The organism is Tardiphaga sp. 215_C5_N2_1, assembly GCF_052076055.1.
GTDB lineage: Bacteria > Pseudomonadota > Alphaproteobacteria > Rhizobiales > Xanthobacteraceae > Tardiphaga > Tardiphaga robiniae.
In genome coordinates this window covers 6,300,328-6,325,990 of sequence record NZ_CP197240.1, presented here as the reverse complement: position 1 = coordinate 6,325,990, position 25,663 = coordinate 6,300,328, and the positions used below count along the sequence as shown (strand labels likewise).

Here is a 25,663-nt window from a genome sequence, read left to right as displayed (position 1 = left end):
TATTAAGCAGCACCAGCGACCGGATTTTCGAATTCTTTTCGCAACGTCGTGAAGAACTTGCCGACCAGATGCTTCGAGACACTGGTCAGGATGCGTTGACCGACGCCGGCGACGAGACCACCGATCTCGCCAACGCCCTGATACTTCAAGCGGCAGACATTCGACCCCTCGGGAATGATCTCGAAGGTCGCGCTGCCATTGCCGTGCCCGAGCGTTCCGGCACCCGACACCTTGATGCTGCATGTCTTCGGCGGCATCTTGTCGAACAGCGAAATCTCGCCTTCGAACGAACCGCCAACAGCGGCCACGCGCAACTGCATGTCGACCTTGTAGTTGTCAGGCGATGTCTCGATCATCGCCCTGCAACCAGGAATGCAGCGCGTGAGCACCAGTGGATCGTTGAGAGCCGACCACAACTGTTCGACAGACGCCTGAACGGTTTCTTCGCCACCGATATCGAGTTTCATAATAAGCTCCTCAGAGTCCGAACAGCTTCTGCGCAAGACCACCATTGATGGAGGCGCGCTCAACGTCGCTGAATTTCGAGTCGGCTACGATCTTCAACGGCGACAGATCGCCGATCGGGAACGGCATGTCTGACCCCATCATGATGCGATCTGCACCAACGATGTCGGCGAGATAGCGCAAGGTGCGCGGATCCTGCACGATCGTGTCGTAGTACATGGCAGCCAGCGCGGCATCGGGATCGCCGAGCTTCTTGTCGAGCGCGTAATTGGTGCGCAGGCGACCCATGATGTAGGGCAGACCGGCGCCGCCGATTAACGCCAGGAACTTCATATTCGGGAAGCGGGTGAAGTGGCCGGCATAGATCATGCGCGAGACCGCGATCATGGTATCCGTGACGCGCCCGACCGCATTGGCCATGCCGTAATCATGCACGCGGTCGTCGCCGCTCTCGAACACCGGATGCGGTGACACGATGGAGCCGAGCTCGTTGGCAGCCTCCCAGAACGGATCGAGAGCGGGATCGTCGAGCACGCCGCCCCTGCCCTTTGGCTGGGTGCCAATCATGACGCCCTTGAAGCCGGACGCATGCGCCTCGCGCAGCACTTCGGCTGCAAGTTTTCCGTCCTGCAGCGGCACCGTGGCGAGCGGAACGAAGCGCGGCTGCTCCTTTGATGTCTGCATCAAGTGCTTGTTGATCAGACGGGCCCAGGCAGCGCCTTCGGCCGCCGGAAGATCGTTGCCATACATGTCGAGCCAGCCTGCCACGACTTGACGTTCGACCTTGTTGTCATCCATCCACTTCAAACGGCCGGCGAGATCGCTGAGCGGCTTCGATACCGGGCGCGTCGGCTTGCCCCCAGCAAAGGAGAAGCCGAGACTGGTGCCGTCCTCGATCAGGCGAACCGACGGGAACTGGGCGGTCTGTGACTTGATGTCCTCGATCAGGGCCGGAGGAACGAGATGAGCGTGACAGTCGATAATCATGTGGCTTGCTCTTGTGGTTTGCCTTGTTGCGCATCCGCGATGGCGTCTCCGATCGCGGAAATTCGAATAGGAAGCTTGTTGAAGGAAATGCCGAGCTCTGCGACGGCATCGTTGATGGCGCTGGAAATCGCCGCGGGAGCGCCCAGATAACCGCTTTCGCCGGAGCCCTTTTGGCCGAACACCGTATGCGGTGACGGCGTGCAATGATGTACAATCTCGACTTCCGGCATCTCGTGCGATGACGGCAGCAGATAATCCATGAAGCTTTGGGTTATCAGGTGTCCCTGGTCATCATAGACGAACTCTTCCAGCAGGGTCGCACCGAGGCCATGTGCGATGCCACCGAGCGTCATGCCCTTGACGATATGCGGGTTGATGACCGTGCCGCAGTCGTGACCGATGACGTAACGCTTGATCTCCGGCTTGCCGAGGTCGGGATCGATCGCCAGAAGCACTACGTGGAACTCGAACGAGTGGCACGGATACATCTGCACGCGGCCATTCTCCGGCAGCTTGTTGCCGGTCGGCACCTGCATCACATGGGTGGTCTCAAGACCCGGCTCCATATCCTGCGGCAGCAAATGATAGTTGCGGTGCGCGATATTGACGAGCTCGGCCCAGTTCAGCGAATGCCCGGCCTTGTCGCTGGCAGCGCCTGACGCGAAAGTCACGTCGTCCTCAGTGCAGCCGAACTGATACGCCGCGATCTTGCCGAGCTTGGTCTTGAGTTTCTGCGCCGCATGGAACGCGGCACCGCCGAGCATGATCGCCATGCGGCTGCCGACCGGCGAGTTCGACGGCAGGCAGGCTAGCGTATCCGGCCTGATGATGCGGATCATCTCCGGATCAATCTGAAGCACCTCGCCCACGATGGTGCCGACCAGCGTCTCGTGACCCTGCCCCGACGAGGTGGTGTGGATCGTCACGGTGACGAAACCCAGACCATCGACATTGATACGGCAGGAATCCATCCAGGTCGTGGTGGTGTTCTTCTCGTTCAGCAGCGGCTCGAACGACGAATTGCCGCCCGATGGCTCCAGGCACGCAGCGAAGCCGATGCCGGCCAGCATGCCCGACGCGCGCAGCCGGTCGCGTTCCTTTTCCATCGAGGCGAAATCGATATGCTTGAACACCTTGTCGACCACGGTGTGATAATCGCCGCTGTCATAGGTGCTGCCGCTCGGGATCAGATAGGGGAACTCCTCCTTGCGGATAAAGTTGCGGCCACGAACTTCCATGCGATCCAGTCCGGTGGCAGCCGCAACCTTGTCGATCGCCGTTTCGATCGCGTAATTCGTCGGTGCCTGACCGAAGCCGCGCACGGCCTCCTGCATTGCCTTGTTGGTGGTGACCGACTGCGCACGGTATTGCACGCTTTCGATCTTGTAAGGACCGACGATGGCACCGATCGGCTTGCCCAACTGGAATGGCGCGCGGCCTGCATAGGCGCCGGCGTTATCGAGCGCCCGGATCTTCATCGACTTGACGATACCCTCGTCGTTGAAGGCGACATCGACGTCGAAGATGCGCTCGGGTCCGTGAGCGTCGCCGCTGCGCATGTTTTCGAGGCGATCCTCGATAAAGCGCACAGGGCGGCCGAGACGACGCGCCAGATGCGCGACCAGTACGCTCTGCTTGATGCCGCGCTTGACGCCATAGCTGCCGCCGACGTCGACATCGTGATGGACGCGGACATTGTTGGCAGGAATGCGCAGTGCACGCGCGATCTGATCCGGATATTTCGGCATCTGGATCGAGGCCCAGACGTCGAGAATCTCACGCCAGGGGTCCCACGACGCGGCAACGCCAAACGTCTCGATCGGCACCGTGGAATTACGCCCCCAGGTGACGCGGAACGACAGATGGCGCGGACTCTCGGCGAAATGCTTATCGACCTCGCCCCATACAAACAGCTTGTCGAGCAACACATTCGAACCATGACCGGCATGCACCGGCGTGCTCTCGGGCTTCAGCGCCTCCTCTGCCTTGATCACGAACGGCAACGGTTCATAGACGACGCGCAGTTTTTCGGTGGCATCCTCGGCCAGCGCACGGGTATCGGCAACCACAGCCGCGATCCACTCACCCGCGTAACGAGTTTGGCCCACGGCAAGCGGAAAACGCTTTACGTGCGGAGTGTCGAGGCCGTTCATCAACTGATCGGTCGCGCTGGCGAGTTCGTCACCGGTCAGCACATAATGCACACCTGGCAATGCCATTGCAGCGGTCGTATCGATCGAGACGATCTTCGCAGCAGGATGCTGCGACGGCAGAACGGCAACATGCAGCATGCCTTCGAGCGCTATATCGGCGACGAAACGCCCTTGCCCTGCCACAAAACGTCGGTCCTCGCGAACCCGGCGATTGCTGGAGACAAATCGGAAAGTCGAAGGATCGGCGCTCATCGCACGGCCTCCGTCGGGGCGTCGGCCCCGACCGCTTCGAGAATGCCTCGTTCCGGCGCATCATGCTCGGCGCAGGGATTTTCGTGCTTGGCAGGCTTCGACCGCATCGCGTTGGACTTCTGCAGGCGATCGGCGGCGAATTGCACGGCCTCGACGATCTGGCCGTATCCGGTGCAGCGGCAAATGTTGCCCGAGATCGCCTCGACGATGTCTTCGCGGCTCGGCGTGTGCGTATGTTGCAGAAGCGCATGTGCCGACAGGATCATACCCGGCGTGCAATAGCCGCACTGCAGACCATGAGTCTCGCAAAACGCGTCCTGAATGACACTGAGTTCCCCCGGCGCGGGCGAGAGGCCCTCGACGGTGGTGATCTCGTAACCATCCGCTTGTGCCGCAAACATCAGGCAAGACCGCACCGGCTCCCCATCGAGCAGCACAGTACAGGCGCCGCAGACACCATGCTCACAGCCAGCATGCGCTCCGTTGAGCAAGAATTTTTCGCGCAGCGTATCCAGCAGCGTGTTGCGCGGCTCAACTTCGGCCGAGCGCATGACACCATTGACCTTCAGTTCGACCTTCATCACGCCGCTCCCTTTAGCGCACGCGCGCTGGCGTCGGTTCTTGCTTGTTCGATCGCGCGCTTACTCAGGGTGATCGCGACGCGGCGGCGATAAGCCGCGCTGGCATGCAGATCGCTCGAAGCTTCCATATCGCCTGAGACGGCGTGGACAGCCTCTGCGACTGCCGCCGCTTCAAGTCTGGTACCGACCAGCGATGAGACGTCGAGCCGCAATGCACGATCACCGACGCCGCCGACGCCAAGCGCGATTTCGATGCAACACCCATCGTCATCAAGCGCTAGCTGTGCCAATGCCGAAGCGAAGGCGAAATCCGACTTGCGTGCACTGATCTCGAAGAAGCCGACGCCGATATTTTTGTGCGCCCAGACCGGAAACTTGACGGCGCTGATGCATTCGCCCGGCGCGATCGTCGTCAACATCGGGCCGATGAAAAAATCGTCAGCCGGCATCGACGACAGACCATCCGGCGTTGCCAGCATGATCTCGGCGCCGAGCGTGACCGCGACCAATGGAATTTCCGCGGACGGATCGGCGTTGGCGATCGAGCCGCCCACGGTCCCGCGATTCCGGGTTGGGGGATGCCCAACCCATGGAAGCACGCGGGCCAGCGTCGGCACCTGCATGCGGATCAGGGCGTCCTGTTCGGCAACGGCCTGTCGCGTCGTCGCGCCAACGATCACGGCGCCGGCTTCCGCACGGATACCGGCCAGTTCAGGCAGGCGCATGATGTCGATGAGCTTGGCCGGCCGGGCCAGGCGCATGGCCAGCATCGGCACCAATGTCTGCCCCCCCGCAATCGCGCGGGCATCCTCATCTTCGGCCAGCAATTTGCACGCCTCAATAAGCGAGTGCGGCCGAATATATTCGAACGGCGCGGGCTTCATGGCGACCTCAGCTCAGCAGCAGACCGGCAGTTGCCGGTAACAGCACGGAGATCGACTGGTTCTTCAACAGTGGACCGTCGGTCTCGCTCGCCGTCTTGGCGGCAGCCCATTCCGGGTCGGCGCCGAAGTCCGCCCAAGCTTTCTTGCGGGCGTCTTCGTCGGCGAAGCGGGTCATGTAAGTGAGGCGACCGTCTTCGGTCTGGGCTGTGAAGGCACCAATCAATTCGATCCTGTGCCGCGGGAAAAACTTCGCAGCAACCACATCCAAAAAGCGGCGACGCATAGCGTCGGCCTTACCTTCCGCAGCTTCGTAAACGCGAATCTCGTAAATCAAAATACGCTCCCTTTGGTGCAGCGGCTTCTCAAAGAGCCCGTTGTTGTCTGGCCGGGAGCTAAAAGGTTGACCGAGCCATTGTCAAACATAAACTAAGTCAATCATGCCTAGTATGCTATATTGATATACTTCAATTCGTGCGGTGCAGCATAATTTTAGCTCAATCAACCGGAAATTTCGGAGAATAATGGTATTATAGCAGCACAATTCAGTCGGCTCCAGAAATTGCTCTAAAATCTGTTCAGATCGCTGAGTGAACATTGCAACAATTCGTAAATTGTACTATTTTATCCTGCAATGATTTATCCGCCCTCACGCGGCTTCGAAAATGGACCAAGATGACCGATTGGGTGCCTAACCTCGCGCCGATTTCAGGCCCTCGTTATCTTGCTTTTGTCCTGGCGTTGGATGCGGATATCGCTGCCGGCCGCGTCAAGCCGGGTATGCGGCTGCTGCCCCAACGCGACATGGCACTACGGCTTGGTCTGAGCGTCGGCACGGTGTCCAAGGCCTATACAGAAGCCGAACAACGCGGACTGATTTCCGGTGAGGTGGGGCGCGGCACCTTCGTTCAACGTCGCCGGCCGGAGCCGCGCCACGCGCTCGGCACCTCCGATGCTGCGATCAACCTCGCTCTCAATGTGCCGCCCTACACCGGTGAGGATGACGTGATCGCATCGACGATCGGCGACATCCTTGCGACCGGCGAAATGGGGAATCTGCTAGGCTATCTGCCGCATCAAGGCCTTCGCAGGCACCGCGAGGCCATGGTGAGCTGGCTGGCTTCGCTTGGCGTGGCGGCCGAGGCCGACCAGATCTTCATCACCCACGGCGGTCAGCACGCACTTTCGATCGCCGTCGGCATGGTCGCTGCTCCCGGCGATACGATCCTCACCGAGAGCTTTACCTATTCCGGCATGCTCGCTCTGTCCGTGCAGAACAACTATCACCTGCATGGCGTCGCTACCGATTCTGAAGGCCTCGTGCCGGAAAGCCTTGATCGGGCCTTCACCGAAACCGGCGCGCGCGTTCTCTATTGTATGCCGACGCTACAAACACCGACTGGCGCCATCATGCCGATGGCGCGACGCCAGGCGATTGCCGAGATTGTCCGCAGGCATGATGCTTATCTGGTCGAAGACGATGCTTACGCCTATCTGTTGACGCCACCGATACCACCCGTATCGGCACTGATCCCCGAGCGTAGTTTCTATATCCTGAGCTTCGCCAAATGCCTTGCGCCCGGACTGCGCATCGCGGCCATGATTGCACCGGATTCCTTCCGCGATCGCTCGATCAATGCCGTGCGCGCCACCGGCTGGATGGCCGTGCCGCTGATGGCCGAGGTGGTCGCGCGACTGGTCACGAGTGGGGATCTGGCACGCCAAGCGCGGATGAAACGCGAGAAGGCTGCGTTGCGAGATGCCATCGTCCGGCGCGTCTTGAAGGAGTGGCTTCCGCCGTCCTCGCACGCGCCGGGGTTCCATATCTGGCTGCCATTGCCGGCGGGCCGCACACTTAATGCATTGGTAACGCAAGCCGCACAGGCCGGCATCACGCTGGCACCGCCTGGAGCGCTTCAGCGCATGCAAACCGAGAAACTCGGTATCCGGCTTTGCCTAGGGGCACCCGCCACCGAAGAACAACTCGAACGCGCATTAGTCGAAATCCGTCGCATCCTCGAAATGGCAGAGGCCATATCCTTCGTATGATCAACGAGCCAACTCGTAGCCCTGAAGACGCATCCCACCGTGAGCGGGTGCCATAATCACTAGAGAGAACCTAGCTGAGTTTTCAGCCAAATCCGCGGTGTCGGCCATATTTCAATTGCCAACTTTTGTCGAAATTGACATTTGAGTCCCTGGCTTGAGCGGTTACACCCCCGCAAAGTGGCTCACATACTTGATGGTCTGGAATTCCTGCAGCCCCTCAATGCCGCCTTCCGAGCCGATGCCGCTATCCTTGTAACCACCGAATGGCGTTTCCGGCAGTGATGCCTGCCAGTGATTGACGACGACATTGCCGCTCTGGATCGCCTCGGTGATCGCCGACGCGTTGCGCATGTCGTGGGTCAACACATAGGAGGCCAGACCGAACGGCAAACGGTTAGCGAGGCGGATGGCATCGTCCATGGTTCGGAACGGCGCGGTTGCCGCGAGCGGGCCGAACGGCTCGACATTCGAGGCCATGCAGTCGTCATCCACATGCGACAACACGGTCGGACGATAGAAGAAGCCCTGGTTGCCGCAGCGCTCGCCACCAGCGGACACCGCTATCTTTCGCGATCGCGCATCCTCGACGAAGCGCTCGATGGCTTCGACGCGGCGCTCATGGGCGAGCGGGCCCATCTTGGTCGACGCAGCAAAGCCGTCACCGACCGTGATCTCGTTCGCCAGTTCGGCGAGCCTCGCCGCGAAGCGATCGTGGATCGATTCATGCACAAAAAAGCGAGTCGGCGAGGTACAGACCTGACCGGAATTGCGAAACTTTGCACCGACCGCCGAGATTGCCGCAGCTTCCGGATCGACATCGCCGAAGATCAGCACCGGCGCGTGACCGCCGAGTTCAAGCGTCATCTTCTTCATAGTCTGCACGGCCAGCGCACCGAGCTGCTTGCCCACCTCGGTGGAGCCCGTGAAGGTTAGACCACGGGTGATGGGTGAGCCCAGCAGCTTCCGAGAGATCAGCGCGGGATTGCCGAACACGACATTGAGCACGCCGGCCGGAAGGCCTGCGTCCTGCAGCGCCGAGGCAACGGCGAGCGCGGTGGCCGGCGTTTCCTCGGCCGGCTTGATGATTACCGAGCAGCCGGAGGCCAGCGCGCTCGATATCTTTCGCGCCGGCGTGATCGCCGGTGCATTCCATGGCGCGAAGGCTGCGATCGGGCCGAGGGGCTCGCGGACCGCAATCTGCTGAATGGCGCGGCTTCGCGACGGAATCACGCGGCCATAGGCGCGGCGGCCCTCCTCCGCGTTCCAGACGAACATGCTGGCGGCGGTCTCGACCTCGACACGGGATTCCGCAATCGGCTTCCCCAGTTCCAGCGTGATCAGATTGGCGATCTGCTCCGAACGTTCCTGAATCAGCACGGCGGCGCGCTGCAGGACACGCCCGCGATCAACCGCCGACATCTTGCGCCACTGCTCAAAGCCGCGCGCCGACGAGGCCAACGATTCGTCGAGATCGGCTTCGCTGGCATGCGGCAGCTCACCGAGCACCGCGCCGGTCGATGGATTGAGCACCGGCTCGGTGCTGCGGCCTTCTCCGGTGCGCCACGTGCCGTCGATGAACAGTTTGAGCGCGGGATAGTCGACCATCCTAAGTCCTCCGTCCGAAGCAGAAACGGGCACGGCGATGCCGTGCCCGTGAGTTTGAGTTCAGTTTATTGAGACGCCGCTCTTACTTGGCTGCGCTGACCAGCGGGCAGTTACCGTCCTTCAGAGGCCGGAACGCCTTGTCACCGGGGACGGTGTCGAGGATCTTGTAATAGTCCCACGGATACTTGGATTCCTTGGGATCTTTAACCTGCAGCAAATACATGTCGCGGATCACGCGACCATCTTCGCGGATCGAGGCATTGGCGGTGTAAAAATCGTTGATCGGAGTCTTCTTCATCTGCGGCACGACGACCGAGCCGGCGTCGCTCTTGGTGGCTTCGACCGCCTTCAGATAATGCGTCACCGCGCCATAGACCGCGGCCTGCAGGCTGCCCGGCGCCTTGCCGTTGAAACGCGCCATGAAGCGCTTGCTCCATGCGCGGGTCTTGTCATTGGCATCCCAATAGAAGCTATCGGCAAAAATGAGACCCTTGGCACTGGCGAGGCCAAGCGCGTGGATATCCGGCAGATTGACCAGCAGCGCAGCCATGCTCTGGCCGCCCGCAGTGATACCGAATTCGTTGGCCTGCTTCAGAGCGGTCATCATGTCGGCGCCGGCATTGGCGAGGCCGACGACCTGCGCCTTGGACGCCTGAGCCTGCAGCAGGAACGACGAGAAGTCCGATGAATTCAGCGGATGCTTGGATGAGCCCAGCACCGTGCCGCCATTGGCGGTAACGACCTTCGACGCCTCGGCTTCCAGAGCCTGGCCGAAGCTGTAATCCGCTGTCAGGAAGTACCAGCTCTTCAAGCCCTTCTGCACCAGCGGCGCGGTGGCGACATTGGCCAGTGCATAATTGTCGTAGGCCCAGTGCACGCCGTTGGGCGAGCAGGCCTTGCCGGTGAGGTCCGGCGTGCCCGGCCCGGTCGCCAGGAACACTTTGTCCTTCTCGCGCGACAGCTGCTGCACGGCGAGCGCCACGCCCGACGACACCACTTCCGTAATGGTATCGACACCTTCGGTGTCATACCACTTGCGCGCCAGCGCCAGGCCAATATCGGCCTTGTTCTGGTGATCGGCGGAGATCACCTCGACCGGCATACCGTTGACCTTGCCGCCGTAGTCCTCGACCGCCATGCGGGCGGCAAGCATCGAACCGGCACCGACATTATCGGCATAGGGGCCGGACATGTCGGTAAGCACGCCAATTTTCACGGTGCCGTTGGAAATTTCAGCGGATGCAGATGTTACGAATGACAGCAGCGCGGCCATCATGAGCAGCTTGTTGATCTTCACGCGTTTCCCCTTTTCCATTTATTCTTAGATCTGGTTCACTTGATCGTTTCGAGCACCGGCAGCAGATAACCGAGGAATTTCTTGGGATCCTCGCTCATCGGGAAATGGCCAAGGCCCTTCATGATGGTGACGTGGCTGCCTTTGACACTGCGGGCCACGGCCAGCGTCTCTTCCGGTGTGCAGGAATAGTCGTATTCGCCCGACAGCAGGAACAACGGGCATTTCGACGTGTCGATCTGCGCCACGCGTGCGCGGATGTCGCCGTCGAGCTTGTAGAAATACAAGTCGCCCTTGAACACCCCGGGGCCACCCTGCATGTAGTGCCACAGCGTTTCCCAGCGGTGGAAGTCCGGCGCATCGGGTCCGACGAGGCCCGAGACGATCGCCGCGCAGACTTCGCCGCCATGCACGTCCGGGCGGTGCAGGAAATTGAGGTCGTAATAAGGATCGACATGGGCACCGGCCTGCAGGCCGATGATGGCGCGGAAGCGCTCCGGATGTTCCAACGCCAGATGCAACACGATACGGCCACCGATCGAACAGCCCATCACAATAGGCTTGTCGAGTTCGAGCGCATCCGAAACCGTGAGGATCATCTCGGTATATTGCGCAGAGGTGAGCTGATATTCTTCATTGTGCCAACCGGCCGGCGGCGACGATTTGCCATGCCAGGGCATGTCGAAGGCAATGACGCGATGGTTCGCGGTGACGCGCTCATCGTTCATCAACCCACGATACTGGCGGCCGTCGGCACCCGCGGTGTGCAGACACAGCAGCGGCGTGCCGTTACCGGCTTCCTCGACATAGATGCGATGCTTGCGGCCGAACAAATCGAGATGCAGATAGCGACCGATGGTGGATTCGAAATGAGCACTCATGCGGCGGCTCCTGCGCGCAGTTTCACCAGCGCTTCCTTGAAGTAGCGCAAGTTGGCCATGAAGACGTGCAGATTGCCTTCGGCCTTCAATGCGCGGCGCTTGATCAGCGCCATCAGATCGTTCGAGCCGGGCCGCGGCTTCGCACTCCAGAACTTGCTCCATTCATCATCGGATGCGCGCAGCGCGAATGACCATGACGGCATCACGAACGGTCCCTTGGTCACCGTAACGATCTTGCCTTCAACGATGGCGATCAGCCAGGTCGTCGATCCGACTTCGAGCAGGAACGTAGTCGACAGAAAACGACCGCGTTTCACCAGCATCTCGTCGGCATTGACCTTGTTTTTCAGATCTTCAATCATGCGTTCCCTCCCCTCAAGCGAGTGCAACCAGCGCGTCGACGGCGACGACGCCCTCGCCCACCCGGTTAATGATCAGCGGATTGATCTCGGCATCCACCACGCCCGTGCTCTCAAGCGCAAACTGCGACATCGCGACAATGGCCTGCGCAAGCGCTTCCATATCGCCGTGCGGCTTGTTGCGGAACCCCTGGAAGACTCGACTGATTGACAGCTCAGCGATCATGCTGCGCGCGGTATCGAGATCAACCGGCGCAAGGCGGATGCTGCGGTCGCGGTAGATCTCGGTATAGATGCCGCCGGCAGCCAGCAGCACCATTGGCCCCGCTTCGGGATCGACGCGGTAGCCGAGCAGCATCTCGCCGAGACCGGATGTCATCGGCTGCACCAGCACCTGCGATACGTCGGCATCGGGCCGATGGATCTTTACGCTGATAGCAATCTTCCGGATCGCAGCCTTGAGCTGCGTCTCGTCAGCAACATTGAGAACGACGCCGCCGACTTCGGTCTTGTGCGCGATCTCGGCGGACAGCAGCTTGACGGCAACGGGATAGGCGAAGGGCAACGTCACCGTCGCGGCATCGATGGCGAGTGCCACTGCCGGCGCATGCGGCACGCCGACCTTCTCGAACAGTTGGTAGGCCGCGATCTCGTCGAGCTGCCTGGTTGCTTTCGCCGTGATGTCGTGCGTCGGCTTGGCGAGCGCCATTGGCTGTCGCCGCAACAAAGCGGCGGCAACCGCATCGGCGCAGGACTCCGGCGTGCGAAAATTCGGTACGCCGGCGGTGGTCAGCATGTTCAGCGCATCGGGTGCGTCGGGCACCAGGAACGTTACCAGCGGTTTGGCGGAGGAGGCACAATCAATCACCGGCTTCACCGCGAGCTCCGGCTTGAACCGTGCTGATGAACCGATCACCGCGACAACGACGTCGAATTCTGGCGCCGACAGCATGGTGTCGAGGGCCGCCTTCATCACGTCGTAGCGCGTACCGGCCAAAGTGAGATCGGTGATGCGCTCATGATTGGCCTTGACCCCGGCTGCCGCGAGGCGCGCAAAGGTCTCGCCGCTCGGCTTCACCACATCGATGCCGCGCATCGACAATTCGTCGACCACCATTGCGGCGCCGCCACCGGTGGTGGTGACCACGCCGACGCGCTTGCTGCGCACAGCAATTGGCCGCGCCGGCATCCGCTGTAGCAGCGGCAGGCTTTCCAGCAGGGTCTCGAAATTGAACACGCGGGCGATGCCGCAATCGGCGAGGAAGGCGGCGGCGACATCGTCCTCGCCTGCCAGCGCACCGGTATGCGACAGCGCGAGTTCGGCGGCGGCCGCCGAGCGGCCGAGCTTGTAGGCAACCACCGGCTTGCCGCGTTCGGCAGCGGCGAGCGCAAAGGTGCGCAGGTCCTGCGCGTGACGGATGCTTTCGAGGAACAGCATGTAGCTGGTGACGTCGGGATCATCGAGCGTCGCCGAGCAGATCTCGCCGAGGCTGAGATCGATCTCGTTGCCGACCGACACCAATCCGGCAAAACCGATATTGCGCGCCTTGCCGCGTGAGATCAGCGCGCCGAGCAGACTGCCGCTATGTGACGCCACAAAGATTCCGCCGGTCGGCAGGTTCGGTTCGGCAAAGGCGGCATTGGCGGTGATGATGGTCTTGTGGCGCAGATTGATGGCACCGAGGCTCGACGGGCCGAGAATGCGCAGGCCGGTGTCGGTGCAGAATTTCTGCAGACGCACGACGAGCTTGTGGCCTTCTTCTCCGCCTTCCGTGAAACCGGAGGCGAGGATGGTCGCCACGGGTACGCCGAGCCGCGCGCATTCGGCAGCGGCATCGACCGCATCTTCAGTCGGCGTCAGAATAAAGGCGTGATCTGGTACCGACGGCAGTTCGGCGAGCGACGGCCATGCGGTCTCGCCGAGCACCGTCTTGCGGCGCGGGTTGATCGGATAGATCGTCCCTTCATAGCCGGCTTGCCGCAGATATTGCAGCGGACGCGCCGAGGTCTTCGACACGTCGTCGGACGCACCGACCAGCGCGATGCTGCGCGGCGCGAGTAGCGCCTGTCCGAGCGACGGCTTTATCGTCTTAGCTTGCACGTGCGGCCTGTCCACGCTGATCGAAGCGACGGTCGAACACGTCTTCCGCGATCCGGTTCTTGAGGATTTCCGTCGAACCGCCGGCGATCATCCAGCCGCGGGTGCGGCGCATGCAGTATTCAGCGAGGGATTCCTGGCTGTAGCCGAGACCGCCCATCACCTGCACCGCTTCATTCGCCACTTCAAAGCCGGCCTGGTTACACGCCAGTTTGGCGATCGCGGTCTGATACGCCGACGGCAGGCCTTCGGTGACGCTGGCGGCGCGATAGAGCAGCATCTGCGCGGATTCCAGCTTCAGCGCCATGTCGGCGAATTTCCACTGCAAGCCCTGAAACTCGCAAAGCGGCCGACCGAACTGCTTGCGGATCAGCGCATGTTCGCGTGCGAGGTTGAAGGCATAGCGACCAAGCGCCAGCGAACGCGACGAATTGCCGAGACGCTCCACGTTGAAGCCGGCGATCTGCTTCTTGAAACCACCGACGCCGAGCAACACGTTGCGCGCGGGAATGCGGCAGTTCTCGAAATAGAGCTGGCTCCACTGCTCACCGCTCATGAACGGCGTCGGCTTGCCGATGGTGAAGCCGGGCGTGTCGCGCTCGATGATCACCGAGCCGATGCCGTTCACACCGGGCCCGAAGCGCACATAGACGAGATAGATCGCAGCATCCGGGCTGTGGGTGCCGAACACCTTGCTGCCGTTGATGATGAAATCGTCGCCGTCCTGCGTCGCCGTTGTCTTGAGTTCGGTCACCGCCGAGCCCGCATCGGGCTCGCTCATGCCGAGGCTGATGCAGATGTTGCCGGCCAGCAAATCAGGCAGCCAGCGCGCCTTCTGCTCGGCGGTGGCATATTCGACGAAGGTGCGGATCGGGCCGAAATTGCCGGCCTGCACCACATCGGCACTGCGCGGGCACACCGAGGCGATCTGTTCGATGGCGATCACCGAGTCGAATAGCGTGCCACCCTGCCCACCGTCTTCCGGATCGAAGGCAATGCCCATCAGCCCCTGCTTGCCGAGCATCTGCGCGACATCGCGCGGGAAATGCGGATCATGCGCGCGCTCCAGCGCGCCGGCCTTCAGGTTGGCTTCGGCGAAACGGCGGACCGAGTCGGCGAAAGCCTGCTGCTCTTCATTCAGTTCGAAATTCATCTGTCTGGCACACCTGCTGGAATGTGCCCCTGTTTCCCAACCGGAGCTTTGACCGACAACTGCAGATCGGTTATATGGTCATTACCTAATGTAATGCCAGAAACTGCGAAACCTGATCGGTGATCCCTCCGCTCAATCCGCTACATGTGTTCGACGTGGCGGCGCGCCATCTCAGTTTTACGCGCGCGGCGGCTGAGCTGCGCGTGACGCAACCAGCGATCTCGCGCCAGATCAACACGCTGGAGGGCTTTCTCGGCGTACGGCTGTTCGAGCGCGACAAGCACGGATTGCGACTGACGTCCGAGGGCGAGGAATTCCAGCGCCAGATCGCGCCGGCCTTCCGCATCATCGCCAATGCCACGGCCAGCCTCACCGCCACCGGCAAGGCCGAACCGCTCAAGATCAGGGTCTACACGACCTTTGCCGCAAAGTGGCTGATCCAGCGGTTGCCGTCGTTCTATGTCGCCTATCCCCAGATCAGGTTGAATATCAGCAATGTAGTGGCTCCGATCGACTTCGAGAAGGACAAGGTCGATCTTGCGATCCAGTTCGGCGACGGCAACTGGCCGGGCGTCGAGACCGAATTGCTGTTCAGCGATCTGATCCAACCGGTGTGCAGCCCGAAACTGCTGAAGACCACGCGGCTGTTGGAGGTCGATGACCTTCGCAAGGTTCAATTGCTGCACTCGCATTATCGCCGTGCGGACTGGCCGGACTGGCTGATGGCCGTCAACCGCCCCGATCTACTCACCGATGCCGGGATCAGCTTTCCCAGTTCGGTCCTGACCTATCAGGCCGCGATGGAAGGCGTCGGCGTCGCCGTCGGCCAACTCTTTCTGCTGCGCAACGAAATCCAGGACGGGACGCTCGTACCGTTGTTCAAGGCGCCGTTCGAACGGCCGCTGGCCCATTACGTGGCTTGGCCGAGGCACCGCCCGTTGGGGAGAAAGTCGCGCAGCTTCATGCACTGGCTCAAGGCGCAGGTGGCAGACTTTCTGGCGCCCCCGCCGTAGCGTCTGGACGAGCGAGCCAAGACGCAGCACGATCGCAAAAATGAGCGCGCGATGGTCGCTTATAGACGGTTGCTTCCTTGAATGAGTTGCAGCGGATCTTCTGTGCTGCGTCGCCTCAATCGCTGAGGTGAAAGCGGATAGCCTCGGCCATCAGACCGGCGAATTCCTTCTCCTGCCTGATCAGGGCATTTGTCAGCCCCGCCACACAGATGGCGAGGGGCTCGTGGGACTCGTCGAGTTTCGGCAGTGACATGGCGACAACGCCAGCGCCGGGCGTCACAAGGCTGAGTGACAATGCGTGCCCCTGTTTGCGGACCTTCTCGACTTCAGCGATCAAGGGTTTGATGTCGACGAGCTTGCACGGATCGGTCTCGCAGGCATTCAGCAACTTCACCAGTCGGCGGACTTCCTTATTGGGGTAACTTGCCAGCAGTGCATAACCGAGACCCGACTTCGCCAATGGCCGGAGTGTGCCGTTCCGGACATGCAGCCGCATCGGTAGCCGTGCCTGAATGACATGGATGTATTGTGCGGCGAGCCCGTTGCGCAGGCCGACCATCACGGTCTCGCCGGTCCTGACAGCCAGATCTTCCATCAAGTTGATTAGACGTCCCTTCTGGAACAACACCGGACTGATCCAGTGACCGAGCATCGACAGCCGCGCCGTCGGAATATAAGTGCGCCGGCTGCCGTCGTAATGCAGATAACCCATCGTGGTCATGGTCCGCATCAGCGCCGAGGTGCTGGATTGCGGCATGTTCAGGATGGCAGCGACCTCGATAGCCGACGCGTCCTTCTGGTGCTCTTCGAAGAATTCGAGCACGTCGAATACTCGCTTGGCAGATTTGACTGCGCTGTCGATCTTGCGGCCGGGCTGCTCCGAACTCTGCGCATCGCGCCGGACTTCGCGGCTCGGTGACAACGTGGCCTTGCGTCTTGCGACCTGCGCTACTGAGTCCCGTTTCAACTGCGATCTCCCCTAGCGGCCTTGCTGGACGGTGCGGCGCTTGAGCCACCAGCCATACTGATCTGGCCACCCTGCCCATTCGGGATCACAGCCGAGCTGTAGCGCGGCCTGCGCCGGCCAGTTCGGATTCCACAATAGTTCGCGACCGAGCGCGATTAGCGTGGCCTGGTCTTTCTGCAAGATCTCTTCGGCATATTCCGGCTCACGGATCAGCCCTACCGCGATGGTCGGCATCGCCGCCTCACGCTGGATCTGCTCGGCGAACGGCACTTGGAAACCCGGCATACGCGACACCAGCGAATTCCCGCGCGGCAGCTTCATGCCGCCTGAAGAGCAATCGACCATGTCGATGCCGATTTTCTTGAGTTCTATCGCGAAGGCAACCGAGTCCTCAATCGACCAACCGATATCGACGCCGTCAACGGAGGATATTCGAACCAGCGCGGGCAGATGATCCGGCCATTCTTCACGCATCACGGCGGCGATCCGCAGCGGCAGCCGCATGCGGTTCTCGCGCGATCCGCCAAAGTCGTCGTTGCGGTTGTTGGCGAGCGGCGACAGGAACGAATGCATCAGATAGCCGTGCGCGCAATGTAGCTCGACAACATCATAGCCTGCTTCGCGCGCGCGGCGGAATGCTGCGCGGTAGTCGTCGACGGTCTGGTCGATATCGGTCGCCGTCATCATATGCGGCGCCGGCCAGCCATTGTCGAACGGTATACTGCTCGATGCCGCGATGTCCCATGGTCCTTCGCCGCGTGCGGCGACATCGGTCTCACCAAGCGGCTCGCCCCCCTCCCAAGGCCGCTGCGACGAAGACTTGCGGCCGCCATGCGCAATCTGAATCGCCGCCTTTGCATTGAGGTCGTGAATGAGCCTGGCGAGTTTGGCCAGGCCCGACATATGCGCGTCATCCCAGATACCGAGGCAGCCATGGGTGATGCGTCCTTGCACGCTGACCGAACTCTGCTCGACGAAGACGAGCCCGGCACCGCCGGCCGCCAGCTTGCCGACATGGCTGACGTGCCAGTCAGTGGCGAAACCGTTGCGGGCGGAATAGGTCGCCATCGGCGATACGACCACGCGGTTCTTAAGCCGGAGATCACGAATCTCGATCGGCGTAAACAGAAGGGGCTGGTCAGTCATCGGTGCTCGCTCCACACAGTCGACCACGAACGGTGGCGGTTCACTTTTTCAGCAGCGGGCATGCGCTTTCCTCCGGCGTCACAAACGCCTCCTTGCCAGGGATCACCTGCATAAGTTTCTCGTAGTCCCATGCGCCCTTGGATTCCGATGGCGACTTGACCTGGACCACATACATGTCGTGGATCAATTGCCCGTCCTCGCGCAGATAGGCATTGCGCGCGAAGAAGTCGTCGATCGGCATGGTCTTCATCTGGGCAATGACCTTGAGCCCTTCGTCGGTGCCGGATTTGTCCACCGCCTTCAGGTAATTCATCACGGCAGAGTAAAGGCCCGCTTGCACCATGGTCGGCCGTTTGCCGGTCTTGGCCATGTAGCGCGCGGTGAATTCGCGCGTCTTGTCGTCGAGATCCCAGTAGAAGGCGGTGGTCAACTCCAGGCCTTGGGCGGTCTGAAGTCCGATGGCGTGAATGTCACTGGTCTGCATCAGAAAGGCCGCCAATTTGCGCTTGCCCTTGGCGAGGCCGAATTCCTGCGCCTGGCGAATCGAATTGGCGAGATCGCCACCGGTATTGGCGAACGCGATGACGTCGGCATTCGATGATTGCGCCTGCAGCAGATAGGACGAGAAATCCATGCTGTTGAGGGGGTGACGGACATCCCCCACCACCGAGCCGCCGACCTTTTCAACGGTCTTTGCAGCATCGTTGCGCAGAGCGTGACCGAACGCATAATCGACCGTAACGAAGTACCAACTCTTTGCGCCCTCTTTCACAAGTGCGCGCGCGGTGCTGTTGGCGAGCGCGTAAGTGTTGTAGGTCCACTGCACCGAATTGAGCGAGCACCCCTTGCCGGTGAGATCCGACGAGCCGGCCGACGAAATCAGAATGGCTTTATTCTTCTGCTTCGCCAGTTCGGAGACCGCGAATGCTACGGCGGAATTCGCAAAGTCGACGATGATGTCGACGTTTTCCTGATCGTACCAGCGGCGCGCGATTGTGGCGCCGATATCCGCCTTGTTCTGATGGTCAGCATCGACCATCTGAATCGATTTTCCTTTCACCTTTCCGCCGAAATCCGCGATCGCCATGCGCACTGCCTCGACCGCGCCGGGCCCGGCTGCATCGGCATAAAGGCCGGTCTGATCGGTCAGGACGCCGATCTTGACGACATCGTCCGAGACCTGCGCCTGTACGGCCTGCATTGCGAGCAATAGCCCGAAAGCGGCGCCACCTGCCGCTCTCAAGAAATGTCCCGTCATGTATTTCTCCCCGTGTTTATTGATTGGCCGTCTTGATCGCGGCAGTCTTGTCGGCACGAAAGTCGAGCATTCCGGGATACGTCTCCGGATCACGCTTTGGTTCGAGCAATTGGTGTTTTTGGATCTTGTTTGTGGATGTCATCGGCAGTTCGTCGACGAATTTGATCCATGCCGGAAGCTTGTATGGCGCGATCCGCGCAGCGCAGTGTCGGAATACTTCGCTTGCGGTCGCCGCGGATCGATCGGCCTCCCCGTCGACGACGACAAAGGCGGCCACCTCTTCTTCGCGTACGGGATCGTGGGCGGGAACGACAGCAGCCTGCCGGACCAGCGGAAACGAGAGCAGCACGCCCTCCACCTCGGCCGCCGAGATGTTCTCGCCCGACCGCCGGATCAGATGCTTGAGCCGGTCCACGAAGATGACCGCACCGTCGTCATGCTGCCAGGCGCTGTCGCCGGTATGAAACCAGCCATTGCGCCACGCCGCTTCGGTGGCATCCGGGTTTTTCAGATAGCCTGAGAAGAAGCCCTTGCGCGGCGTTGCCGCGGAGTGCCGTACGCACAATTCGCCGACCACTCCGTTCGGAACCCGATCGTCCTCCGCATCAACCACCTTCATCTCGAAGCAGGCTTCGCTGCGACCGATGGAATTCAGCTCGAGATGCCGCGGCTCCGTAGTGTTGAACGGACTGCGGCCGGTTTCCGTCATGCCCCAGCCCTCGATGAAGGCAATGCCAAAACGGGCACGCGCGCGAGCACGCAAATCGGGATTGGCACCGACGCCCAACGAAAATCGTAGCGCGTGGCGCCGCTCGTCCTCCGTTTCAGGCTGTCCGAGAAGCGCTGCGACGATGACACCGAGATAATGTAGCACGGTGGCCCGGCAGCTGACGATGTCGCTCCATGCATATCGTGGATTGAAGCGCTCCGGCAGGATCAGACAGCCACCGGACAACACCATCGCCATGAAGGTGCAGGCGAGCCCGGCCATATGAAACAGCGGTAATGGGCTGTACAGCCTCTCCATCCCGACGTGATAGGTCGCCTCCCCACCGCGGCTCAAATACCAGCGCCCGGTGACGATGAAATATTCGTTCGTGAGGATACAACCCTTCGGCTGGGCCGTCGTCCCCGACGTGTAGAGCAGCGCGGCCTCGCTCATGCTGGTCGGCACATCGTCACGCGGCGGCTTCCGCAGTGCCGATGGGATCTGCGCGATGCTACGGCCAAGGTCGCCGCCGTCGACGCGAAGAACCGCAATCTCCCCGCCAATCCTCTCCACGGCGGCTTCGAGTTGGCGCTGCCCGTGCAGGGTGACCACCAGCACCGGCTCGGCATGCGACAGCAGATATTCGATTTCGGCAGACCGATAGGCAGGATTAATCGGCACCACGGAGACGCCGATTGCGTTGAGTGCGAGCCAGTGAACGATCAGATCAGGCCTGTTCTCCAAAAGCAGGCAAACGCGATGACCGTGACCGTACCCGGCTTCGGAGTAACGCGTTCGTAACTGATCAACACCAAATGCAATGTCGCCATAGGTGAACTCGATCCCTTCAGGAAAGTATGGGCGATCGGACCGCGCTGGCACACAAAGAAACGGCCGATGGGCCGTGGCGTCAGCCGCGGCAGCGAACATGCTGTGCACGGTGTACATCAACGTTGCATCTCCCATGTGGACACGAAGCACACTGTTACGACAAACCTGCAGAGCGGCCTGCCAGAACCCATGCATGCTTTATCCAGGATGCGACGCGGCTCTTTCTTGTGAAGACCTGCTCACATCCGGTGTCCACGCTATCTGCGAAGCAATTGCGGTGTCAAATCGATAAGGCATTTCTTAAAACTGCATATGAGTTTTGACGGGCATTCTCAGCGCGATTTTCTGCCGCTCGTTGCCGTTGTGCGGTTGACGCGCGCCAGGATTGTTCGCCACGTTGCATCACGACGAACCAAGAAAAACGGAAACGCCGAAATGAAAATGAACATCCTGTCGGGTGGCCGCCTCAAGATGGTGAAGCGCACTTTCGTTCCCGATGCGCCGCGCGGCGAAATGATCGACCTTCCGGTTTCATGCATCCTGCTGCGCCACGCACAAGGCAATGTGCTGTTCGACACCGGTTGCCATCCCGACGTCGCGGATGATCCAGAAGGACGTCTAGGCATCCTCGCCAAATACATGATCCCGAACATGTCGTCGGGCGATCACGTGCTCAACAGTCTGAAGGCTATGGGTCTCGCTCCCGACGATATCGACGTCGTCGTCTGCTCGCATCTCCATACCGATCACTGCGGCTGCAATCAGTTCTTCAATAAGGCAACGTTCTACGTACACGAGTTCGAATTGAAGGCGGCCAAGGAGCCCGGGGCGATCGAGAGCGGCTATCTCGATGCCGACTGGGATCATCCGCAGCGCATGGAAGTGATCACAGGCCCGATCGACCTGTTCGGCGATGGCAAGATCAACCTGATCCCGCTGCCAGGTCATTCGCAGGGCCTGACCGGTGCTTTGGTCAAGCTCGACAAGGATGGCGAATTCTTGCTGCCGTCCGACGCGCTTAGCTTGCGCGAGAATCTCGATAACAATACGGTGCCACGCAATACTTGGAATCCAGAACTCTTCCTCAGATCATTCGAGGACATTCGCAAGCTGGAAAGGTCGGGTGTGAAAGTGATTTGCAGCCACGATCTGAAGGAGTGGGAGACGCTCCGTAAAGGAGCAAACTCCTATTACTAGGACGCACTTTCACCTTGCACACGGACATGTATGCCGGCGACAACGCGGCCTGGCGATTGCTGTCGCCAGGCCGTCAGTCTCACTTCTTCAAGAGCGGGCAAGTACTCTCGCTCAGCGGCATGAACGCCTCTTCGGCCGGGATCGTGGCGACCAGCTTGTAATAATCCCATGGCTTCTTGGATTCTGAAGGTGTCTTCACCTCGAACAGATAGGCCGGATGGATCTTCCGTCCATTGGACTGCACCACGCCTTTGCCAAAGAGGACGTCTTCCGTCGGCAGAGATTTCATCTTTTCAACGATCTTGATGCCATCGTCGAAATTGCCCCCTAACGCTTCTAGCGCTTTGAAATAATGAAGCAGCGATGAGTACACGCCCGCATGCATCATCGTCGGCATGCTTTGGCCTTTCATCCGCTTTTGGAAGCGGTTCGAGAATTCGCGAGTACCCTCATTCATGTCCCAATAGAACGGCTCCGTGAAATTCAGGCCCTGCGCAGTATTAAGTCCGATCGCGTGGATATCGGTGATCAATAGAACCATCCCGGCCAGTTTCTGGCCGCCCTTTACGATCCCGAACTCCGCCGCCTGCTTGATCGAATTCACCGTGTCGCCGCTGGCGTTGGCAAGACCGACGACCTTCGCTTTTGACGACTGTGCCTGCAGCAGAAACGAAGAGAAATCCGGAATATTGGTCGGATGTCTGACCGATCCCATGACCTTGCCGCCGTTCGCCTTCACCGCGCTGGTCGTGTCGCGTTCCAGGGCCGCTCCGAAGGTGTAATCTGCCGTCAGAAAGAACCAGCTGTCGCCGCCGTTCTTGGTCACCGCCGTGCCGGTGCCATGCGCCAGCATGTAGGTGTCGTAAGTCCACTGGATGGTATTGGGCGAGCATTGGCTATTGGTCAGATCGGACGTCCCAGCGCCGGACGCCAGCATGACCTTGTTCTTTTCCTTGACGAGATTGTTTACCGCCAGTGCAACCGAAGACGTCACGACGTCAACGACGACATTGACGTTTTCCCGGTCGAACCACTGGCGGGCGATATTGACGCCAACATCCGGCTTGTTCTGGTGGTCGCCAACGACAACCTCGATTTTCCAGCCTTTTTTTGTCAGACCGGAGTCCTCAACCGCCATTTGTGCTGCCAGCGTCGATCCCGGACCCGATACGTCGGCGTAAAAGCCCGATTGATCGTTGAGCACGCCAATCTTAACGGCCTTCTCCTGTGCCGCTGCACCACCGACATTTGCAAGTGCGATGGCTGATGCCATCAGCACTCCGTGGATTTTCCTATTCATTTCATTTCCTCCGTTTTGATTTTTGTGTTCGAGTATTGAACCCCAGTTTCGCGCCTTCCTTCTCCTCGGTTTCTTGTCCCAAGTACTTTGGTTCAGTTGCGCAGCGGCTTGTTGGTCGACCGCAAATGTTCAAGGCGGGCCAGCGTCGATGCCCGCTTGGCGAGTTCGACGATTGCATCAACTTCCAACGCCATCATCGCGGTCTCGGAAATTTGCAGGTCTGCGGACGCCCCGCCGGTCAGCACGATGGCCAATTCCTCGGCGATACCGGCGTCCGTTTGTGTAAACTTCCGCTCGGCGAGTTCGGCGTCGATCTTTGCTTGCAACGCGGTCCGTCCTTGCGATCCGCTGATCATGATGGCCGCAAAGTCCGGCGCGCGGTAATCGTCAACCAGCTTGAGCGCCAGGGTTTTTGCACGGTCGAGGACATGCGCCTGGCTCATCAGGACATGATCGCCCGGTCGCAACAACGCAGCGTCACGTGCGAACAGTGCCGAGCGCGAGATGTCGCATCCAACGATCGTGATGAAAGCCTGAAGCGCGGCGGCCTCGGGAGCCGCACCGCGCTCAAGATGCCGTAGCAAAAGTTGCGTCCCGCCACCCCAGCCCGGAATGATTCCCGCATTTCGCTCGGGAAATCCGGCCTGCAGTTCGGAATGGGCGACGATAGCATCGCAATGCATCATCAGTTCACAGCCACCCCCGAGGGCCAGTCCCCAGCTCGCGGCAACCACGGGAAATGGTGCATATTTCAACGCCAGCAATGCGCTCTGTCCCGACGCAACGAAATTGCGCAGACCAGCCCAATCGTTTGCCTTCACGTGCGCGATAAACACGTCGAGCTTGGCGCCAGCCGAAAAGGCCCGTCCTTCGCCGGAGCCGATCGTAAGGGTTCGGTGACCATGCGGCACGAGCCGGACCGCCTCCTGCAGTGCCTCCACCACATGCTCGTCGCACGCATTCAGCTTGGTGTGAATCTCAAGGCAGGCCACGCCATCGCCGATATCCCAGAGCGATGCCGAAGAATTGCGGTAGATAGGCGCACTCTTCTGCTTGATGTCGATCAGTCGAAGCTGTCGGCCCGCTCTTTCTCGGCTGGCCGTCGTTGACGCGACTTGCGGTCGAAAACCGCCGCGGCTGGCGGCTTCCCGAAGCAGAGGAGGAACGTCTCTGCCCTCCTGCTCCAGCCGCGCGACGATCCAATCGGCTCCGACTTCGTCTGCAAGCTCGAATGGTCCGAACTTCCAGTTGTAGCCGATGCGCATCGCCAGATCGATGGCGTCGATGTCATCCGCAATCTCGGATGCGATGCCAGCCGAGTACTGGACCAGATGGGATAATACCTTCCATGCGTAATCACCCGCAGAGCCGGCGCTCTCGCATAGCGCGCGAAGACCGCGATAGTCCGCCGGAGACGGAGATTGACGCTGACGATACTCGCCACTCTGCAAATCGATAACTTCATCGACCTTGCTGCCGTCCGGCAATGCCCGGCGGTAGAAGCCGCCGGGGCCGAACCGCCCCGTAAGCCCTCGCCGCAGCATCGATGCGAACAGCGCATCGTCGGTGATATCGTGGCGGTGATGCGCGTCGTCCTGCGGCAACATGCCAAGCAGGCTTTCCCAAACCAGCGGGACAAGATTGATGCCGACAAAGTCGAACAGGCCGAACACGCCGGTGCGCGGCACGCCGAAAGGCTGTCCCACTGTCGCGTCAGCTTCTTCTACCGTAATCCCCGCCTTTATTGCTTCCAGCGACGCCACCGACATCCAGTAATTGCCGATGCGATTGGCGATGAAGCCCGGCGTGTCACGGCATGCGACAACGGACTTGCCGAGCAACTCCGTCGCCCAGCGCTCGACGCGAAGATGAGCCTCGCGGTCCGCATGGCCCTGGATAACTTCCAGCAACTGCATCCGACGCGGCGGGTTGAAGAAATGGGTGATTGCAAAATTTTGTCTGAACCGATCGGATCGACCTTCAATCAGATCTTTGAGCGGTATTGTTGAGGTGTTGGATGAGACGATCGCGTTTTCCCTGCGGTACCGCTCGATGCGGACGAACAGTTCCCGCTTGATTGCGAGATCTTCGACGATCGCCTCGACGATCCAGTCTGAATCTCCGATCGTCTGAAGGTCATCATCGAGATTGCCGACTTCCACCAGCGCCGCGGCAGCCGGATGGATAAACCCCTCGGCCTTGAGCTGCCGCTGGACGCCACCTTGCGCGATCGCATTGCGATCATTTACCGGCCCCGCCATGTCCAGCAAGCGAACGGACACGCCGGCACTCGCCAGCAGCGCTGCGATGCCCGATCCCATCGAGCCCGCCCCGATGACGGTCACCTTGCGGAGGTCACGGTCCGCGAACAGCGCGTTTACGGTTGTTGCGTGGGGGATGTCGGACCGTACCGCTGTCGACGCTTCGGAATTCTCGACGGCTCTCATATTCATGAATCAGGTTCTCGGATTTTGGGATGCATAG

The 25,663-nt window shown here is 60.5% G+C and carries 20 protein-coding genes and 1 pseudogene; 3 read left to right on the top strand and 18 right to left on the bottom strand.

All coding sequences use genetic code 11. The features are described from left to right. Positions 1-2: 2 nt before the first annotated feature. The 6 genes and pseudogenes from AB7828_RS29990 to AB7828_RS29965 form a co-directional block, all read right to left on the bottom strand. Positions 3-467, bottom strand: a complete 465-nt coding sequence (locus AB7828_RS29990; RefSeq protein WP_441231997.1) for an SRPBCC family protein — start codon at positions 465-467, stop codon at positions 3-5. A gap of 10 nt (positions 468-477) precedes the next feature. Further along, positions 478-1,452 (bottom strand): amidohydrolase family protein, encoded by a 975-nt coding sequence (locus AB7828_RS29985; protein ID WP_441231996.1) that lies wholly within the window; start codon positions 1,450-1,452, stop codon positions 478-480. Continuing rightward, the gene (locus AB7828_RS29980) at positions 1,449-3,857 is read right to left on the bottom strand and encodes a xanthine dehydrogenase family protein molybdopterin-binding subunit (RefSeq protein ID WP_441231995.1); all 2,409 of its coding nucleotides are present in this window, start codon (positions 3,855-3,857) and stop codon (positions 1,449-1,451) included. Before AB7828_RS29980 ends, AB7828_RS29985 begins: the two co-directional genes overlap by 4 nt. A 122-nt stretch (positions 3,858-3,979) precedes the next feature. Next, positions 3,980-4,438, bottom strand: a pseudogene (locus AB7828_RS29975) ((2Fe-2S)-binding protein); the annotation flags it as partial. Further along, positions 4,438-5,322, bottom strand: coding sequence for an FAD binding domain-containing protein (locus AB7828_RS29970; RefSeq protein WP_441231994.1), 885 nt, complete (start codon positions 5,320-5,322; stop codon positions 4,438-4,440). The gene AB7828_RS29970 and the pseudogene AB7828_RS29975, both read right to left, overlap by 1 nt. A 7-nt stretch (positions 5,323-5,329) precedes the next feature. Then, positions 5,330-5,656: an NIPSNAP family protein gene (locus tag AB7828_RS29965; protein WP_441231993.1), complete on the bottom strand. Its 327-nt coding sequence runs from the start codon at positions 5,654-5,656 to the stop codon at positions 5,330-5,332. Between the two features lie 338 nt (positions 5,657-5,994). On the opposite strand from AB7828_RS29965, the gene AB7828_RS29960 reads away from it, so the two are divergent. Continuing rightward, on the top strand, positions 5,995-7,368 hold the full coding sequence (locus AB7828_RS29960; protein ID WP_441231992.1) for a PLP-dependent aminotransferase family protein: 1,374 nt from the start codon (positions 5,995-5,997) through the stop codon (positions 7,366-7,368). A 162-nt stretch (positions 7,369-7,530) separates the two neighbouring features. Here AB7828_RS29960 and AB7828_RS29955 read toward each other — a convergent pair whose 3' ends face one another. From AB7828_RS29955 to AB7828_RS29930, 6 genes are all read right to left on the bottom strand, one after another. Next, the gene (locus AB7828_RS29955) at positions 7,531-8,973 is read right to left on the bottom strand and encodes an NAD-dependent succinate-semialdehyde dehydrogenase (protein ID WP_441231991.1); all 1,443 of its coding nucleotides are present in this window, start codon (positions 8,971-8,973) and stop codon (positions 7,531-7,533) included. 82 nt (positions 8,974-9,055) lie between these two features. Further along, positions 9,056-10,249, bottom strand: coding sequence for an ABC transporter substrate-binding protein (locus AB7828_RS29950; RefSeq protein WP_441232344.1), 1,194 nt, complete (start codon positions 10,247-10,249; stop codon positions 9,056-9,058). 56 nt (positions 10,250-10,305) lie between these two features. Then, the gene (locus AB7828_RS29945; protein ID WP_441231990.1) at positions 10,306-11,148 is read right to left on the bottom strand and encodes an alpha/beta fold hydrolase; all 843 of its coding nucleotides are present in this window, start codon (positions 11,146-11,148) and stop codon (positions 10,306-10,308) included. Beyond that, entirely contained in the window at positions 11,145-11,510 is a 366-nt protein-coding gene (locus tag AB7828_RS29940; RefSeq protein WP_441231989.1) for a hypothetical protein, read from the bottom strand. Before AB7828_RS29940 ends, AB7828_RS29945 begins: the two co-directional genes overlap by 4 nt. Positions 11,511-11,523: 13 nt before the next feature. Continuing rightward, entirely contained in the window at positions 11,524-13,608 is a 2,085-nt protein-coding gene (locus AB7828_RS29935; RefSeq protein WP_441231988.1) for an acetate--CoA ligase family protein, read from the bottom strand. Continuing rightward, a complete protein-coding gene (locus tag AB7828_RS29930) occupies positions 13,598-14,758 on the bottom strand; it encodes an acyl-CoA dehydrogenase family protein (RefSeq protein WP_441231987.1) in 1,161 nt (386 codons plus the stop codon). The genes AB7828_RS29935 and AB7828_RS29930 overlap by 11 nt, the downstream gene beginning before the upstream one ends. Positions 14,759-14,877: 119 nt before the next feature. Here AB7828_RS29930 and AB7828_RS29925 point away from each other — a divergent pair, with 119 nt between their 5' ends. Continuing rightward, the gene (locus tag AB7828_RS29925; RefSeq protein ID WP_441231986.1) at positions 14,878-15,771 is read left to right on the top strand and encodes a LysR substrate-binding domain-containing protein; all 894 of its coding nucleotides are present in this window, start codon (positions 14,878-14,880) and stop codon (positions 15,769-15,771) included. A gap of 115 nt (positions 15,772-15,886) precedes the next feature. Here the strand turns inward: AB7828_RS29925 and AB7828_RS29920 are convergent, their stop codons facing one another. Genes AB7828_RS29920 through AB7828_RS29905 form a run of 4 tightly spaced genes read right to left on the bottom strand, consistent with a single transcriptional unit; the run spans position 15,887 to position 20,799 of the window. Then, on the bottom strand, positions 15,887-16,738 hold the full coding sequence (locus tag AB7828_RS29920) for an IclR family transcriptional regulator (protein WP_441231985.1): 852 nt from the start codon (positions 16,736-16,738) through the stop codon (positions 15,887-15,889). A gap of 12 nt (positions 16,739-16,750) precedes the next feature. Then, positions 16,751-17,884 (bottom strand): NADH:flavin oxidoreductase/NADH oxidase, encoded by a 1,134-nt coding sequence (locus AB7828_RS29915; protein ID WP_441231984.1) that lies wholly within the window; start codon positions 17,882-17,884, stop codon positions 16,751-16,753. Positions 17,885-17,924: 40 nt separating this feature from the next. After that, complete coding sequence (locus AB7828_RS29910; protein WP_441231983.1) at positions 17,925-19,142, bottom strand: ABC transporter substrate-binding protein; 1,218 nt, start codon at positions 19,140-19,142, stop codon at positions 17,925-17,927. A 16-nt stretch (positions 19,143-19,158) separates the two neighbouring features. Further along, entirely contained in the window at positions 19,159-20,799 is a 1,641-nt protein-coding gene (locus AB7828_RS29905; RefSeq protein WP_441231982.1) for an AMP-binding protein, read from the bottom strand. A gap of 318 nt (positions 20,800-21,117) precedes the next feature. Here AB7828_RS29905 and AB7828_RS29900 point away from each other — a divergent pair, with 318 nt between their 5' ends. Next, positions 21,118-21,879, top strand: coding sequence for an N-acyl homoserine lactonase family protein (locus tag AB7828_RS29900; RefSeq protein WP_441231981.1), 762 nt, complete (start codon positions 21,118-21,120; stop codon positions 21,877-21,879). Positions 21,880-21,958: 79 nt separating this feature from the next. On the opposite strand, the gene AB7828_RS29895 is transcribed toward AB7828_RS29900, so the two are convergent. Then, complete coding sequence (locus AB7828_RS29895; protein WP_441231980.1) at positions 21,959-23,152, bottom strand: ABC transporter substrate-binding protein; 1,194 nt, start codon at positions 23,150-23,152, stop codon at positions 21,959-21,961. Positions 23,153-23,271: 119 nt separating this feature from the next. After that, positions 23,272-25,632, bottom strand: coding sequence for a 3-hydroxyacyl-CoA dehydrogenase NAD-binding domain-containing protein (locus AB7828_RS29890; protein WP_441231979.1), 2,361 nt, complete (start codon positions 25,630-25,632; stop codon positions 23,272-23,274). Positions 25,633-25,663 lie beyond the last annotated feature (31 nt).